This is a genomic window from Cyclobacteriaceae bacterium, assembly GCA_013141055.1.
Lineage (GTDB): Bacteria > Bacteroidota > Bacteroidia > Cytophagales > Cyclobacteriaceae > ELB16-189.
The window spans coordinates 1,167,815-1,183,372 of sequence record JABFRS010000002.1 but is presented as its reverse complement, the minus strand read 5'-3'; the positions used below and the strand labels follow the sequence as shown (position 1 = coordinate 1,183,372).

General features: G+C 40.9%; 18 protein-coding genes. 14 read left to right on the top strand and 4 right to left on the bottom strand.

What is annotated here, in order from left to right:
* Window positions 1–485: 485 nt before the first annotated feature.
* Together HOP08_19910 and HOP08_19905 are read left to right on the top strand one after the other, a co-directional pair.
* Window positions 486–965: a hypothetical protein gene (locus HOP08_19910; GenBank protein NOT77196.1), complete on the top strand. Its 480-nt coding sequence runs from the start codon at window positions 486–488 to the stop codon at window positions 963–965.
* A complete protein-coding gene (locus HOP08_19905; protein ID NOT77195.1) occupies window positions 962–1,765 on the top strand; it encodes a hypothetical protein in 804 nt (267 codons plus the stop codon). The genes HOP08_19910 and HOP08_19905 overlap by 4 nt, the downstream gene beginning before the upstream one ends.
* A gap of 52 nt (window positions 1,766–1,817) precedes the next feature.
* Here HOP08_19905 and HOP08_19900 read toward each other — a convergent pair whose 3' ends face one another.
* Together HOP08_19900 and HOP08_19895 are read right to left on the bottom strand one after the other, a co-directional pair.
* Window positions 1,818–2,636, bottom strand: coding sequence for a hypothetical protein (locus HOP08_19900; protein ID NOT77194.1), 819 nt, complete (start codon window positions 2,634–2,636; stop codon window positions 1,818–1,820).
* Window positions 2,637–2,656: 20 nt separating this feature from the next.
* The gene (locus tag HOP08_19895; GenBank protein ID NOT77193.1) at window positions 2,657–3,574 is read right to left on the bottom strand and encodes a hypothetical protein; all 918 of its coding nucleotides are present in this window, start codon (window positions 3,572–3,574) and stop codon (window positions 2,657–2,659) included.
* A gap of 137 nt (window positions 3,575–3,711) precedes the next feature.
* Here HOP08_19895 and HOP08_19890 point away from each other — a divergent pair, with 137 nt between their 5' ends.
* Window positions 3,712–4,734, top strand: coding sequence for an LLM class flavin-dependent oxidoreductase (locus HOP08_19890; GenBank protein NOT77192.1), 1,023 nt, complete (start codon window positions 3,712–3,714; stop codon window positions 4,732–4,734).
* 36 nt (window positions 4,735–4,770) lie between these two features.
* Here HOP08_19890 and HOP08_19885 read toward each other — a convergent pair whose 3' ends face one another.
* Both HOP08_19885 and HOP08_19880 read right to left on the bottom strand, forming a co-directional pair.
* Window positions 4,771–5,691 carry a helix-turn-helix transcriptional regulator gene (locus HOP08_19885; GenBank protein NOT77191.1) on the bottom strand — a complete coding sequence of 307 codons (921 nt, stop codon included), beginning with the start codon at window positions 5,689–5,691 and terminating at the stop codon, window positions 4,771–4,773.
* A 60-nt stretch (window positions 5,692–5,751) separates the two neighbouring features.
* Window positions 5,752–6,657 (bottom strand): NmrA family NAD(P)-binding protein, encoded by a 906-nt coding sequence (locus HOP08_19880; protein ID NOT77190.1) that lies wholly within the window; start codon window positions 6,655–6,657, stop codon window positions 5,752–5,754.
* An 863-nt stretch (window positions 6,658–7,520) separates the two neighbouring features.
* Here HOP08_19880 and HOP08_19875 point away from each other — a divergent pair.
* The 11 genes from HOP08_19875 (at window position 7,521) to HOP08_19825 (ending at window position 15,427) form a co-directional block, all read left to right on the top strand.
* On the top strand, window positions 7,521–7,847 hold the full coding sequence (locus HOP08_19875; GenBank protein ID NOT77189.1) for a winged helix-turn-helix transcriptional regulator: 327 nt from the start codon (window positions 7,521–7,523) through the stop codon (window positions 7,845–7,847).
* Between the two features lie 55 nt (window positions 7,848–7,902).
* Window positions 7,903–8,754: an arsenite methyltransferase gene (locus HOP08_19870; protein NOT77188.1), complete on the top strand. Its 852-nt coding sequence runs from the start codon at window positions 7,903–7,905 to the stop codon at window positions 8,752–8,754.
* A gap of 7 nt (window positions 8,755–8,761) precedes the next feature.
* Complete coding sequence (locus HOP08_19865; protein NOT77187.1) at window positions 8,762–9,259, top strand: N-acetyltransferase; 498 nt, start codon at window positions 8,762–8,764, stop codon at window positions 9,257–9,259.
* A 17-nt stretch (window positions 9,260–9,276) separates the two neighbouring features.
* Window positions 9,277–9,924, top strand: coding sequence for a protein-tyrosine-phosphatase (locus HOP08_19860; GenBank protein NOT77186.1), 648 nt, complete (start codon window positions 9,277–9,279; stop codon window positions 9,922–9,924).
* Between the two features lie 7 nt (window positions 9,925–9,931).
* The gene (locus HOP08_19855; GenBank protein NOT77185.1) at window positions 9,932–10,492 is read left to right on the top strand and encodes a sigma-70 family RNA polymerase sigma factor; all 561 of its coding nucleotides are present in this window, start codon (window positions 9,932–9,934) and stop codon (window positions 10,490–10,492) included.
* A 232-nt stretch (window positions 10,493–10,724) separates the two neighbouring features.
* Entirely contained in the window at window positions 10,725–11,609 is an 885-nt protein-coding gene (locus HOP08_19850) for a phosphatase (GenBank protein ID NOT77184.1), read from the top strand.
* Between the two features lie 324 nt (window positions 11,610–11,933).
* A complete protein-coding gene (locus HOP08_19845; GenBank protein ID NOT77183.1) occupies window positions 11,934–12,737 on the top strand; it encodes a class I SAM-dependent methyltransferase in 804 nt (267 codons plus the stop codon).
* A 231-nt stretch (window positions 12,738–12,968) separates the two neighbouring features.
* Entirely contained in the window at window positions 12,969–13,562 is a 594-nt protein-coding gene (locus tag HOP08_19840; protein NOT77182.1) for a hypothetical protein, read from the top strand.
* Between the two features lie 76 nt (window positions 13,563–13,638).
* A complete protein-coding gene (locus tag HOP08_19835; protein ID NOT77181.1) occupies window positions 13,639–13,815 on the top strand; it encodes a hypothetical protein in 177 nt (58 codons plus the stop codon).
* A 411-nt stretch (window positions 13,816–14,226) separates the two neighbouring features.
* Window positions 14,227–14,754: a hypothetical protein gene (locus HOP08_19830; protein NOT77180.1), complete on the top strand. Its 528-nt coding sequence runs from the start codon at window positions 14,227–14,229 to the stop codon at window positions 14,752–14,754.
* Between the two features lie 238 nt (window positions 14,755–14,992).
* Window positions 14,993–15,427 carry a hypothetical protein gene (locus HOP08_19825; GenBank protein ID NOT77179.1) on the top strand — a complete coding sequence of 145 codons (435 nt, stop codon included), beginning with the start codon at window positions 14,993–14,995 and terminating at the stop codon, window positions 15,425–15,427.
* The last annotated feature ends 131 nt before the right edge of the window (window positions 15,428–15,558 follow it).

Sequence of the window (15,558 nt, the reverse complement as noted above, 5' to 3'; positions counted from 1 at the left end):
ATAAGTGAGCCCGCAAGCTAATTTGTTGCGATTTGGGAAAATTCGTACAAGAATTCTAGAGACATTTTTCTTATAAATAATCACTTTGGAATTTTGAGAGATCTTGAAGAAAAAAGTTCGATATTCGAGACCCGTAGCGTACGTAAGGAATCCCATCATTAATGGTTCGGGATTTTTTTACTTATTTTGATAGTTTCATCTCTAGAACGACAGAGCAGTGGCAAGTGTCTGCATTCAAATAAAATCCAGAAACTCTAAATAGGAAACAACCAAGGTTTACACACCAAGCCGAAAAATGACCACAGAAGAACGGTATCAAGTTTATGAAAAATGATTTATGGTCGTGGAAACCTACCTACCCTGATGAACTGGCGTATGAACTTATAACATTGATGGGTAACAAACCAAAAGACAAACGGAAAAATGACGATAATGAAATTTGATCCGCGCCGAGTCTTGCAATTCACTGTGACCTTCTCCGACCTATGAGGTACTGGGAAGCACTACTTATCTCCTGGCAAAACATGGGAAGGAATGGGTTGTCGATTCCTTTTGTAATTGGAAGCCAAGAATTTTTACCAGATAGCTACGAGCTGCAATCGGTCGCCGAGTTGCTTGAAGATATTGTGCAGACAGAACGAACTCGTGTGTGCATTTCCTTGTGCCATGAAATCAGTGCGTTGATTTTAAAACCCATTGGCGATCAATTACCCAACAATGGTTTTTTCCCCACTCACAATGGATCTCATCAAGGACATGTTTTTGTAATTAACCTGACCGAACTGCCAGACGATATGGGATTAATCAGCGAGGTATTGACAGAACGGTTTGAATACGAAATATCTCATGGTCTCTTCTCCAAAAGGGAGACCGGATCATATCAGAAGTTCAACGCTGCTGACATTTTATTTATAAAAGAAACATTTTTACAATACGAATTAACATCCGATACCCGAACATTATGACAGTTATTAGTAATCTTTTTGCAATCGATAAAATTGCGGTAGCGTCTGATGGTTATATTACCAAGGAGGGCGAGGTGCTGCGTTCGGATGTGCGAAAGTTTGTAAAATTTGATCAAGCAAACTGTGTCGTTTCATTTTTCGGCTTTGCCCAATTCGATACGTGGTCGATCGATAATTGGCTCAACCGAGAGAATGAATACCTAAACGAAAATCCAGACAAGCATACTACTCTTGAATCACTTTCGAAGTACCTAGCCAAACAGCTTGAATCAACGTTAAAGAACGGTTTACCATTGAAGCAAGTGCTAGAAAAGAATATTGGCCTTCATGTCGCTGGATTTGAACCAATTGCTAACGGTACACTAACTCCAGAGTTATTCTTGATAACAAACTATCGTCTCGATGGTGAAGGGAAATATTGGTCACCAGAGCCTTCACTATCTTGCTCCAGGCGCACCGTAGTTGATTTTATTCCGCCGGACCGAAGGGCGGATTCGGTAGAGGAGCGAAGACAGTATATTTATGATACGATCCTATCCAAAGGCACGACGATTATCTTCAATAATGGCGACCCAGTCATGCACAATATTTTCTTCAGTGGATACAGTTCAGCGATGCTCCGCGCCCTTCAAAGTGATCTTCTTAAACCAATGGAAGAAGGAGACGTTTTAAAAAGATTTGTTTCCTGGCCAATTGAACGCGTCAAGGATTTTCAGGCCGAATTTTATAAGAAAGAGGAAATAACTGTTGGAGGGACAGTGTCCTCTATGATTCTCACTTCGCAGGGGTGGTGGTATTAATTGAGCATTTTAGAAGATGTGTGAATAGTAATCAAAACCACTAATGGCAGCCTCAATGATCCTTCAAGATAGTGTCAATTGATCCAAACTCGTGAATTATTTCATCGTTGCCATAATGATATGCTACAAAACAACTTGGGATCAATGTGTTTTGAAACGTTGGTTTTACTTTTTCGTAGTAATCTATAAAAGACTCAATAAGTTCCTTTCTTCCCCATAAGATCGGTGCAAGATAAAAATCCGGGCGTTGCTGAATTCCTTTCGTTTTTAACTTAGTGGGAATTTTTTGCATTAGAATATTCTCGATCGCGGCATCATCCAATTTCTTGTCTATCGGTAAGTGTAGGCTAACAACTTCAACTAAGAGGTAACTGCCAGTGGCATCGATTAAAAATCTGAAATCGATTTTGCTACCTTCTTTTTCTTGGGTAACACGCGGAAATTCAGTAGCAACAAGTTTATATCCCAACTGTTTTTTGATTGCATTCAGAATACACAGTTCTCCTAAGTGGTTGAGATATTTCAGGTCTACGTTGGTTAACAGGCCAAATATATTGTCTTTAATTAAGGTTTTCTCGTTGTCATCAAGATGTTGAGCCAGCTCTTCTAACAACCTTTTGATAAACAAATACATTGATTTAGCGTGTGGCTTTTCGAGGACAATACCCATGATAACATCGACCAAAGAGGTTTCCACGAAAATGCCTCCGCCAGTACGTTCGATGCGTTCACGTCTTTTATTTAAGGAGCGTTGCGTGACCTTACCGATCGTCAACCAGTCAAGTGGTTGATTTCCTAGAAGTTCGAATAGTATAGGTAGAACTTTGCGAAACAGTGGTTCTAGATTCTTAAACTGAGATATCGAATTCATGCTTACCCTTTGAAATGTTCTCAATTCTGAAATCTAAAAGATGCATTTCTGCCCTTCACAGTAATGCTTAATTTATTCAAAGTAAACTCTGCCGCTGCCAGGGAATCGGTTAGTTTAAAGTCAATCCTTTGCAGCAGACGATGCGGGTTGTTATCAAGATTATAGGTAATGTCAATGTCCCTTCCACGAAATGTTCTGCCCTGAAGTTGGAATCCAAAATCCTGCAAGTGCTGGGTTAACATGTGCAACTCTTTTTCAGATACAGTCAGATGTATCGTCTCAATCTTTTCAAAAAGCTTCGTGAACCTGATTGAATCAGGTGATGTCTTACGGACGTGAGCACGATAGTATCTCATATAATCCCAGTATTCGATCTCACCCTGCAGATCTTTTTCCGTGAAGCCCGAATAAAGCATATCTTCTTTGGCGTTCTCCAAAAGGAATACTCGTAGTTGCAGCGAGTCAGCATCGTAAATCGACAACGCAGTAAACCAGGGGTAATTGACACCATTATCCAGAATTGTTCGATCTTTTCGATCGACGCTGTCTTCAGTTTGTGACCAGCGTTTATATAAGGAGTCGAGCGTGCCCATTTTGGTTGGCATGAAGCCGAGGCCGACATTCCCTAAAGTGGATCCGGGATAACCTCCCGGCTTGAATATCTCGAGGTAATGACCTTTACCATATAAATATTTTCCTGACCAACTTTCGTCTTTGGAATCACTTTGACTCTCAACCACACCTGAAAACTCTTTTAAGAAAGAATTGCTGCCAGACAAAAGTTCGTATGTGGTGCTGTCAATCACAATATACAAATGGTTGAACCGTATGTACTGTTCGAAACTATAGTCTGGTGACTTCTCTGTGTTGCGTGAGCACGACCCGGTTCCGATTAATATAATGGCGAAAAGAAGCGTGACTTTATTTCGAAGAGTCATAATCAGGATTTGATACAGTTTGGAGGGGAGTATCTAAATACAGAAATTTCTGACACGTTTGCAAAGAATTGAACGAAAAGCAATGTAATGAAGTTATTGAACGAGAATACAGGATTGAATCTGAAGAAAGAACATTTATGAAGAAGATAGGATTTTTATCGTTTGGACATTGGTCGAACCACCCTGCTTACAAAACCCGTTCAGCAGGAGATACTTTACTTCAATCAATTGATCTGGCCGTCGCTGCCGAAGAAATTGGATTAGACGGCGCCTACTTCCGCGTGCATCATTTTGCCGCTCAGCTGGCTTCTCCATTTCCTTTGCTCTCCGCCATCGGAGCCAAGACAAAAAAAATAGAGATCGGAACAGGTGTAATTGATATGCGTTATGAAAATCCACTCTATATGGTGGAAGACGCTGGAGCTGCAGATCTGATTTCCGGTGGACGATTGCAGTTGGGAATCAGCAGAGGTTCTCCTGAACAAGTTATTGAAGGATGGCGCCACTTCGGATATGAACCAGCCAAAGGTGAAACGGATGCTGAGATGGGTAGAAGTAAAGCGCTGGAGTTTCTTGAAAAGTTAAAGGGCGTAGGCTTTGCCCAGCCTAATCCTTATCCGATGTTTCCCAATCCTCCAGGCTTGCTGCGCTTGGAACCACACTCGGAAGGTTTGCGTCAACGCATTTGGTGGGGAGCAGCTTCCAATGCTACGGCAGTTTGGGCAGCAGAAAATGGAATGTTCCTTCAAAGCTCTACCCTGAAGTTCGATGAAAGCGGTAAGCCTTTTCACATACAGCAAGCCGAACAGATCAGGCTGTATAAAGAAGCATGGAAGAAAGCCGGACACAAGAGAGAACCGCGTGTGTCGGTGAGCCGATCTATTTTTGCTTTGGTGAACGATCAGGATCAGTATTATTTTGGTCAGGAAGGAAAGCAGGTAGACAAGATCGGAATGATTGAACAGGACAAGCGCGCCATTTTTGGAAGAGGCTATGCAGCCGAACCGGATCAACTGATAAAAGAGCTGGCGAAAGATGAGGCAATCCAGGAAGCAGATACGTTGCTGTTGACGATACCCAATACCTTAGGAGTTGATTACAATGTGCATGTGCTGTCATCCATTTTAAAGCACGTTGCACCGGGACTGGGTTGGCGTTGATTTATTGTCGTTAATCCTGGCAGCAGGTGGACCTCTCTAATTCTGATTGAATGATCGCCTGAATTGAAGTGGGGAAACTTCAGTTCTGACTTTAAATAGTTTACTGAACGACTGCGGATGTTCGAACCCCAGTTGATATGCAATCTCAGCTATTGATAAGGTGGAGGTAGAAAGTTTCTCCTTTGCTTTTTCAATAAGCTTTATGTGAATAAACTCCTGAACGGTTTTTCCCGTAAGGACTTTCAGCATGCTGCTAAGATACTTTGGCGAAAGATTCAGTTGGTCTGCAAAATAAATTACCGTCGGAAGACCATTACCTGTTAAGGTATTGTCACTGAAATATCCTTCCATCAGATCTTCAAGCCTGATCAGAATCTGATGGGCAGATTTTTTCCGTGTGATGAATTGCCGGTTATAGAAACGCTCTGAATAATTGAGAAGGGTTTCTATCTGGGATATTATTATGTTCTGACTGAATTTATCAATGTTGGCATGGTATTCCTGCCGGATATTCTGTATGACTGTCAATAGTATCGTCTCCTCTTTTGGCGATACAAACAAAGCTTCGTTGAGCGAATATCCAAAAAAGTCATGTTGCTTAATGCCTTTCGCTAACGGTGTGTTCCAGAGAAAATCCGGATGAATGAGGAGCATCCACCCTGACTTATCGTTAGAGGCGGGCTTGTCACGTTGAACACTAAATACTTGTCCCGGGGCGATGAAGAATAACAGTCCCTCGTCAAAGTCATACTCCTGCTGCCCGTATTTTATCTTGCCATCAAAATTTCTTTTGAGAGAAATAAAATAGAAGTCCAGTACCCACCTCGTGTTGTTAAATTCCGGTGGAAGCTTTACATCGGAATAGTCTATAACACTTATCAACGGATGCTCCGGCGGTGGAAGACTTCTTGTGCGGTGATATTCGGTGATCGTTTTAACCCGTGTAATTTCTGTCATAGCAATTCTTTTGTATTCACGCTCATCTTTATTTCGGAATGTCCGGTCACAAATGCCAGGTTAGCTTTCATTGTATGCTGCCGCAAAATCCTTAACAAAGGTCTTTAATTTAACTAACCCAAGTTCCGGTTTATGGTTATAATAATCGACATATAACGATCCATCGCCTTGTGCCGCCTGTAATTCCACAAACCCTTTTGCGATCTGTTCATTAAATCCAGCCTTTAGCCAGCTGTTCAGTAATTGTTCATCCGTGATCACCTTCCATTGAAGGTCCGGCTTTCCGATCGCCTGACCAATTGCGCTTGCGATTTCGTTGGGAGAGATCTCATCACTGGCAACATAGCGCACGGTGCGACCTTGAAATGGCGAGCCGGTTTCGGCTGCAATAACGCTTGCAATATCGGTTGGAGAGACCCATGGTTCTTTCATGTCGCCCCCATAGTTGGAGATAATAGCTCCCTGACTTTTAATAGTATGAATGAATGACATCATATTAATGTAGAATCCTACAGGGCGGATAAACTTAATGGCCACATCTTCCGGCAGACTTCGCAATATCGTTTCAACATTGTGATGAAAAGCCAGAATGCCGTTGCCTTGTTTCATGTCGGCACCGATGCTGCTCAGGTGTATCACGTTTTTTACGCCAGCCCGTGACACAGCTTCTTTGTAATTCTCACCAATCGCGCTGATGCCGCCGATGAAGTCTACACTTTTATCAAACATATCACCGACGGCTTCCATTGTTTCCATAAGATAGACGATATCAGCACCGTTGAATGTTCGCGTTAAAAAGTCTACGTCCTGGATTCTGCCGATCGCGGGCGTTGCACCCAACGCTTTTATGTCCTTGGCTTTTTCATTGCTGCTGCTGATAACCGTGACTGAATGTCCCTTTTTTACCAGCTCAGGAGTAAGCGGTTTGCCTATGTTCCCCAGAGAACCTGTGAGTACGATGTTCATAAATCCATATTTTGTTTATGCAAAACTCCGGATCATGGGCACGGATAAAGTAGCGTAAAGGCTAAATGTTGTAGTCAAAAAGATTTTTTTCGTCAGTGCATATTTAAGTATCCACAATCCGATGATTGTCCGTATCGACAAGCATACTGCACAGATACTACAAGGTCATGACTCTGAGCAGACAAGCTGGAACATCCGGGAGGAATAGGGAGGAGATAGGTAGGTAATCCGGAGATGATCAGGCAAAAGTCTCGTTAAGGTCTCGATAAGGTCTCCATAAGGTCTCGTTAAGGTCTCCATAAGGGTAGGAGGTTTCGGGCCCGGGTTGTGTTTGAATCTGTAATAGATTCAGGCTTTTCCAGAATTTAACCGGTATTTCAATTACGTAAAAACCGTGGCACAAGTCAAAAAAATGATAGAATAAATTAAACAGCACTCGACAATCATCCGATGATCATCCGTATCGGCAAGCATACTACACAGATACTACAAGGTCAAGACACTGAGGAGACAAGCCGGAACATCCGGGAGGAATAAGAGAGGAATCGGTAAGTAATCCGGGGATAATCCGTGATAAGTCTGACTAAGGTCTGAGTAAGGTCTGAGTAAGGTCTGAATAAGGGTAGGGGGTTTCGGCCCGGGGTGATGTTGAATTTTTAATGGATTCCGGCTTTTCGGACAATTTCACATCGTTCTTCAATTACGTAAAAAAGCTGCTTTGTGGTTAAAAAAGATTGGTAAATCATAATTAAAAAATTGCATCACTATTTATTTAATACACCAGATCCTGGTTGGGTTAAAGAAGTTTTAAAGAGTTTTTGCAAACAATGAAACCTTTATCGTAATTTTACGATTACAGGATTATGGGACTTACCAAGACAGAAGAATTTACAAAAGCGCAAAATGAACTGGCCTCATTAACGAAGGCATTGGGTCACCCTGCCCGCATTGCTATTCTTCAGTTTCTAATTAAACAAAAATCATGTGTATGTGGAGACATTGTCGATGAGCTTCCATTATCCCAATCAACCGTGTCTCAACATTTAAGTGAGTTGAAAAAAGCAGGACTCATCAAAGGTGATATAGAGGGACCATCTGTCTGTTATTGCATTGATGAGAAAGCCTGGGCAAGGGCTCAAAAGTTAATTGGCGGCCTGTTCGAAACGTATCAGCCTGCAAACTGCTGCTAAAGTATTTTTTTGACATAACTGATCGCAATATTACGATTACATTAAACCAAAGAACATGAACACCTTACAAACCTCAGAAGACATCAGACTAATGGTAAAAGAGATGTACTCGAAAATTGCAGGGCAAAGCAAAGAGAGCAATGAGACATCCTGTTGCGGAGCTACAGGATGTGGAACGATTGATCATACAGTGATGGCCGAAGACTATTCAAGCCTGAAAGGATATTCTAAAGATGCTGACCTTGGCCTGGGTTGCGGACTACCAACGGAGCATGCTAAAATGAAAGAAGGTGACATTATTGTTGATCTTGGATCCGGCGCTGGCAATGATGCGTTCGTAGCACGTTCGATTGTTGGAGAAAGTGGAAAGGTGATCGGCATTGACTTCACCGAGAAGATGATTGAGAAAGCCAGACTGAATGCAAAGAAGCTTAACTATTCAAACGTTGAGTTTCGTCAGGGAGATATCGAGAACATGCCGCTTGCCGGGAATACAGCGGATGTTGTGGTGAGCAATTGTGTGCTGAATCTTGTTCCCAACAAGAAACAGGCATTCGCAGAGACTTACAGGATTTTAAAGACGGGTGGACATTTCAGTGTGTCAGATATTGTATTGATTGGCAATCTTCCTGAAGGATTACAAAAGAGCGCAGAGATGTATGCCGGTTGTGTATCCGGTGCGATCCAGATGGATGATTATCTGGGCATTATTAAAGAGACAGGCTTTACAAACCTTTCAGTACAAAAGGCAAAGCGAATTATACTTCCCACCGAAATCCTGAAAGACTATCTCTCAGATGAGGCAATCGAAAGATTCACTAGGGGTACGGATGGAATTTTCAGTATTACGGTTTATGCCGAAAAGCAAGACTCAAGGTCGTGCTGTGGTCCGGATTGTTGCAACTGATTACCTAATTACTATGAAGATCATTTCTATGCAGCCTGAGCACTGGGATCAGGTCAAAACAATTTATGAACAAGGCATTGCTACTGGTCATGCAACCTTTCAAACTTCTGCACCAGAGTGGGATGAATGGAATGAGAGTCATCTGGCAAAGGGCAGATTGATAGCTATTGATGAGAATAGTAATGTGTTAGGATGGGCAGCATTAACACCAGTTAGCGGACGATGTGTTTATGCGGGTGTAGCAGAAGTAAGCGTGTACCTGAGTGAGAGCGCCAGGGGAAAAGGAATTGGAAAGACTCTTCTGGCAGAACTTATAGGAACAAGTGAGCGTGATGGATTCTGGACATTGCAGGCAGGCGTGCTTCGTGAGAACATTAGCAGTATAAAAATTCATGAGGCGTGTGGATTTCATATAGTAGGTGTTCGTGAAAGGCTGGGTCAGTTAAAAGGTACCTGGCGGGATGTTGTACTTCTTGAGCGCAGAAGTTTGGTGGTAGGCGTCTAACTTTAAATAATAAACGAATGTCAATACCCTCACTAAGACATGCTTCATTGGTTGCTGAACTTGAGATCACGGTAAAAGCACTTGTTTATGATTTCGACGAAATACCAGTTGAACGTAAAGAGGTTTTGAAACAGCTTACGGCCTTCGTTCAGAATAAAGTTAAAGACGGAGAAAAAGTCTATTTGAATTTCATATGCACTCATAATTCGCGACGGAGTCACCTGGCACAGCTATGGGCTCAGGCGGCGGCATACTATTATGGAGTTTCTGGAGTAGAGTGTTTTTCAGGAGGGACGGAGACAACGGCCTTTAATCCCAGGGCCGTGACGGCAATGCAGAATGCTGGCTTTGAAATTATAAAAACAAAAGAAGACTATAATCCAATATATGAAGTTAGGTATGCCCGGAATGCTCCGGTTGTCATCTCTTACTCTAAAAAGTATGACGATCCCTTCAATCATAATAAGGATTTTGCAGCAATCATGACATGCTCTCATGCGGATGAGAATTGCCCGCTTGTATTGGGAGCTTCAGCCCGAATCGCGTTGACATACGATGATCCTAAAGAATTCGATGGCACCCCGATCGAGTCGGTCAAATATTCAGAAAGGGTAAGGGAGATTGGGAGAGAAATTCTGTATGCATTCTCGCAAGTAAAAATCTAAATCTAATATGCACATTGATACAATTCCCTGGACCAGGATATCCAAAGAGCTTGTTGCTTTTGTGTATCGGAGAGTAAAAGATAAATCCCTTGCTCAGGACATGGTGCAGGATGTCTATTTGAAAATACATTCGAACATGGGACAACTCAAGGATAGGGACAAGATGATGTCATGGATCTATCAGATCACAAGAAACGTGATCGCCGATCATTTTCGCGCGGCTTCTAAAAAACTCATTCCGGTATCAGACTTGGAGGATCAAAAGCATCCGTTAAATGATTGCGTCGAGACGTGCCTTGGGGAGATGCTTTTTGAGTTGCCTGATAAATACAGGCAGGCCCTTGAACTGACAGAAATGCAAAATCTCTCCCAGACTCAACTTGCCGAGCAGTTAAGTATTTCATATTCAGGCGCTAAATCAAGAGTACAACGAGCGCGTACGATTTTAAAAGGGAGGATGGAGGAGAGATATAATATTAAAACAGACTCGTACGGTAACATTGTAGTTTGTGAAAACAAAACTCCTTGTAGTTTCCCTGTTCCATTTAATGAAATGAAAAGCAGTTGATAAACTGCTTTTCAAATTTACTAGCAACATCCGGTGCGGATGCCGCCACAGCAGCTGTCATCACAACCGCCCGGGTCAAGAAGATTTTCCATTTGTTTTAATCGGTAGATTTGTCATCAGACAACAACCTTTGTTGCTCGCTTTAATGACGATTGCTCTCCGGAAAAGACGCAAACTTTATTCTTGCGTCTTTTTCACCTCGTCTGCGTCTTACTGATAAAAACAATTCAAAATGAAACATCTATTGTTATTTGCCTCAATTGTAATGATCAGTATGATATCCAGCTATGGTCAGAAAACGAAAACGTTAACCCCATCACGTGGCCATTATAAACAACTAGAGGCCTTCAGTGGCAAGACAAAATCTTCCAATGAAGGAATCGACAAACAGAAATTTATTACTGATAAGGAAACTGTTGAAAAGAGGATGAGTCTTAAGCCGATCTACCTTAAAAATATTACGGCTGAAGATTTCAAAATCCCGGATGTTCCTGCAAACAGTTCAGACAAGACAAGGGCAGAAATCAATTATCTGTTGGCATTGCAAAAGTATCGAAACGAACAGGAGGTAAAAGAATGCCTATACCTGGCGGACATTTATTATAACCTGAGAATACAACCCAATAATCCTGATTACCCTCGCTATCGTAGAAACCTGTTTCACATCGGTCGTTCTGTTGGTTCATGGTTTAATCCGGAAACTCTCCCGGTAACAGCCGACTTAATGGCTAGGGTATGGCAGGATGCGAGTTATTTTATCTGGTCTTTGAAATTCAAGTATGCAAGGATACGTCCCGTAGTGATTGATCCTAATGTAAAAAACCAACAGGAAACTGATTGGGCTGCTTATCCAAGTGGACATGCAGCGAATTCCTACATAAACGCTTACATCTATCTGGAACTTGCCCCGGAATTCACGGACGTTTTTGTCAAAGACGCTTATGACATGGCTCATTCTCGTGAAATTATCGGAGTACATTATCCAAGCGATTCGGAATCCGCCAGAATATTTGCGAGGCAGTTTGTAAACCTTCTCTTCCAAAACGAAAGTTTTCTCAAAGATTTTGAGAACGTAAAGAAGGAGTGGGCAATGAAAGCAAGGGAGGATTTTAAGTAGGCAATCTTTGGATTCAATGGTGAACTGTTTACCTTCGGATCTTAAGCCTTCCAAAATGCAGACCCGCTTTCATTCATTGAATTAATGAAAAAGCTAAACCTTATTTTTATCCTGTATTTTTTAATCTGTACTGCATTATGTGCTTTTGGGCAACATGATGATGTTATAGACAAAATAATAAATAGCAAGAATGACTCTTTATTTAAAAATGTAGAAGATTACAGACTATATGCTCTCACATATAAAAAATCAATTTCTGATATAAGAAGAATTGAGAGGCAGGCTGATAGTGTCCGGAATATCATCAGGAATTCTTCCTTAGTCATGGACGAAAAAAGAATTGCTCTTGAGATCATTAACATGTCCACCAACGATAAGCCCGGTGATTCTTATTCAAATGTAAAAGAACTCGATCCTTCATTAGTTTCTTCCATGAATAAACTTGTGTCGTTAGAGCTTATTTATGAATTGGAAAGGAATTTTAACACTCAGCTATCGACAATAAAGAAAACCAGGCTGTGGACAGAAAGGGTATCGAAGTTCATTCACAACCAATCCATTGATTACTTCAATGCGGATAAGGTAAAAGTCCCGGATTCTGTCTTTCTATCAGAAATAAAAACATACACTTTCGGGAAGAACGATGTGATCGCCGATATCGGTGCAGGATCCGGTTATTTTGAAAGAGTCCTTTCTATGTACTGCGATCATTTGACGGTTTATGCCAACGAAATCAATTCCTCAAATTTATCCCAGCTCAAAACCAGGCTGAAGTTCTTGGAACTATCCGACCAGAAGGATATCACCTATCATGCAATCCTGGGAAATGAAAATTCAAGTCTGCTGCCCTCCAATACTTTTGACAAAGTCATTGTAAGGAATACCTATCATCATTTTTCCAATCCGGATAAAATGGTTAAGGATTTTAAAAGGATACTCAAGAAAGACGGCAAGCTTTATATCGTTGATATATTAACTGACGAAACCGACAAAGAACCCGAATGTAAATCTCATCTTACGAGAAAGGATTTCATGAAGGTGATCAATGAAAATGGGTTCCGTTTAGTTAATGAAACTAAGTTGGATTACGACAATTTCAAGTGTTTCGAGTTTCGGTTGATGTTATAGGAAGGAAAATGTATTGGAAGCAATTCGGCCATGCAGTTTTTTGAATGGGAAACGAAAGTTTCTTTTCTGCAATGATCGAATTTTACCTTAAAAGCGCTTTTGAATACCATTATGAACTGTTTAACTTCGAATCCAATAAAGATATATAGGCCACTAGTGGCTTATAGCCAAACGTTGTGGGCCATTTAGGCGGACAGCGAAGTGCTAACGATAAAGACGGACAACAAAAATATGATTAAACAATTCTGGGACTGGTTTACAAAGCAACAAGCGGGATTAAGAAAGATTACTGACGGGGACTACGACCTAATTGACAGTATACTCATTGAACTAAGAAAAATACAGACAGGACTTGCAGTTGAGTTTGAGAAGCATGGGGACCTTATAGTCATGACTATCTCAGCTGACGGAGTTGAAGAGAATTTTGACATAGTACAGGAAATTGTGAATCACTCACCAACCATTGACAAGTGGAACTTTGTTGCTTTCCGACAACCTGTTTCGAAGGAAAACATTAACAAGATTACAATAACAGTTAAAGGCATCGAACTCGACCCCAAAAAGTTAAAGTTTCTGCCAATAACTGAGGACGACAATTTATACATCCAAATATTTTCTGGGACATTAACCGATGACAATAAAAGTGACATTGGATATGGTTGTTTAATGCTGATTGACAATCTAATCGGAGAGTATGACTGTGTGACCAAAGTTAGAGGATACGAGTTTTACAATTTGAGTGAATCAAATGACTTTGCGGACGACTTAAAACCGTTGACAGAGATTCGTGACTTTCTGGACAACTATTATGGGGTGGATGCTTAAACGGCCCACAACAAAGTGCATAATCAATGGCGGGGTTCAGTGTAAATTTGTAGTTTATTTTTTCAAAATACGTTTGGTGTCGTGGGACAGTGATGCGCTTCGAATTCCCGCCACTGCTTATGCACAAACGTTGTGGGCCATTATGTCGGAGAGACTCCTTGGAGATAGCAATGAAAAGAAAGACGATACTATTGACGACTTCAATAATTTTCATCGGACTGGTGACAATTGTCGTGTTGAATCCAGAGTATGAAAAAGTCTTAATTCATAGAGGCCACAGCATTAAGTACCGACAATACTTAATGGGAAAAGCACTTTCCAATTCCAGACATCGTCCGACAAATGAAGAGTTGACTGATCAGGCATACATGAGACTAGCAAACAGACTACTTGACGACTATTTACAGAACAGGGACTCACAATTAATTGACGAAGTAATAAATATCAGCATCGATCACAACTTGAGATACAGGATAAAACAAATAAGCGCGGACTCATTAATTCAAAATCGAGAAAGTGTATTGGACACAACATTGTGGGTTATTGACCCATAACGGCCCACAACACCGTGTATATTCCATGGCGCTGGAGTGGAGATATTAATTTTTAATTTTGCCAGCGCCACGTCATATACACAAACGTTGTGGGCAACTCCAATAGAAAAATGAGGTTAACCAATTTAATAATCACATTTATTTTACTTGTCTCCTGTGGGGAGAAGGAAGCAGAGACCCAAGCAATTGAGTTTTGGGGGTATTCTGAATTTAATGACGAGTTCTTAGCTTATACTATAGAGGTTCCACTTGGAGGAGAAATCATTCCTTATGATGGAAAGAAAATGGAGGGCTGGGAAGAATGGGAGAGAAAAATTCATGTGGTGTATAAAGACGGCTCTGACATTTTTATAACTAATCAATATACATGGGGAGCGTTGAATGCTCTAATCAGAATTCAGATTGGCGACACAACGATGACGCCCAACACAAAGCCAATTAAAAAAGGGATGTTTAATTCTACTTTCTTCAAAGAGCAAAGAGTTAATGCCATAGTTGTTGGTTATGAGTTCGTTCCATCGGACAAACTTGAGTTATTTGAGCGATGTTTAAAATCTCTAAAAGAATCAAAAGAATTAAAACGAAGGATTTTAAAGGAGATGGATATCGTGAAGGATTCTACGATTAACAATGGCTAATGGTGCCCGCTGCCCACAACAAAAGCTATAAGCCATTGTTTTATTAATTATTTTTAAAGGCCAAAACAACGGCTCATAGCCAGACGTTGGTGGCACATGCCTTTAGACAATGACATCGTAAAGTAATCAGACATAGTCATACATGACGAACAATTTAAAATCCATTTTATTTTTAGTAATCGCCATCGGACTTGAATTTTTTATTTTTTTTATGCCGAGAGAATTAATGTACTCTGACATGGAGTGGATTAAATGGATTTGCATGCTTGGAGTGATTTTTATCCTTATTCCAGTATGTCTCTACAATGGACTTAAAAGAATTATCTCTGCATCGTGGGTAGTCCAGTGCATATTGTTAATTTCAATTCCCTTAAACGGATTCACCTTTGGTCTTTACCATCAAGACAGAGAATTAAAAGAATTAAAATACGATGGACTATGGACAACTGGAACTGTCATTGACAAGGAGTATAAAAGTGGAAAGGGACCAGACTACTGGGCAGTTCAACTAGAGTACTATGTGGACAGTGTACGCTATATTACAAACTGGGAGGAGGATGAGAAAAATGAAATTGAAAAAGGACAAATCTTAGACGTGATTTATTTGGACGGCTTTCCAAAAATATATAGAGTCAACACAGGAGTCGCAACCCGAGAGGATTATTTTGAGTAGGCACGAGCCACAACAATGTCTATAAAACATATGCTGTATTGTAGATTCTTAACGTTTGTGCATTTAAATTTATTTATCAACGCGGGACAAAGATGTAGGTATTTAAACGCATACGTTTTATAGACTAGCGT

Bases quoted from the DNA above. Each gene is read 5' to 3' on its own strand.
- HOP08_19880 (NOT77190.1), bottom strand. From the start codon at position 6,657: ATGAACATCGTACTCACAGGTTCTCTGGGGAACATAGGCAAACCGCTT.
- HOP08_19900 (NOT77194.1), bottom strand. From the start codon at position 2,636: ATGAATTCGATATCTCAGTTTAAGAATCTAGAACCACTGTTTCGCAAA.
- HOP08_19845 (NOT77183.1), top strand. From the start codon at position 11,934: ATGGACGAAAAAAGAATTGCTCTTGAGATCATTAACATGTCCACCAAC.
- HOP08_19850 (NOT77184.1), top strand. From the start codon at position 10,725: ATGAAACATCTATTGTTATTTGCCTCAATTGTAATGATCAGTATGATA.
- HOP08_19910 (NOT77196.1), top strand. From the start codon at position 486: ATGAGGTACTGGGAAGCACTACTTATCTCCTGGCAAAACATGGGAAGG.
- HOP08_19875 (NOT77189.1), top strand. From the start codon at position 7,521: ATGGGACTTACCAAGACAGAAGAATTTACAAAAGCGCAAAATGAACTG.
- HOP08_19870 (NOT77188.1), top strand. From the start codon at position 7,903: ATGAACACCTTACAAACCTCAGAAGACATCAGACTAATGGTAAAAGAG.
- HOP08_19825 (NOT77179.1), top strand. From the start codon at position 14,993: ATGGAGTGGATTAAATGGATTTGCATGCTTGGAGTGATTTTTATCCTT.
- HOP08_19895 (NOT77193.1), bottom strand. From the start codon at position 3,574: ATGACTCTTCGAAATAAAGTCACGCTTCTTTTCGCCATTATATTAATC.
- HOP08_19885 (NOT77191.1), bottom strand. From the start codon at position 5,691: ATGACAGAAATTACACGGGTTAAAACGATCACCGAATATCACCGCACA.
- HOP08_19860 (NOT77186.1), top strand. From the start codon at position 9,277: ATGTCAATACCCTCACTAAGACATGCTTCATTGGTTGCTGAACTTGAG.
- HOP08_19840 (NOT77182.1), top strand. From the start codon at position 12,969: ATGATTAAACAATTCTGGGACTGGTTTACAAAGCAACAAGCGGGATTA.
- HOP08_19905 (NOT77195.1), top strand. From the start codon at position 962: ATGACAGTTATTAGTAATCTTTTTGCAATCGATAAAATTGCGGTAGCG.
- HOP08_19830 (NOT77180.1), top strand. From the start codon at position 14,227: ATGAGGTTAACCAATTTAATAATCACATTTATTTTACTTGTCTCCTGT.
- HOP08_19890 (NOT77192.1), top strand. From the start codon at position 3,712: ATGAAGAAGATAGGATTTTTATCGTTTGGACATTGGTCGAACCACCCT.
- HOP08_19855 (NOT77185.1), top strand. From the start codon at position 9,932: ATGCACATTGATACAATTCCCTGGACCAGGATATCCAAAGAGCTTGTT.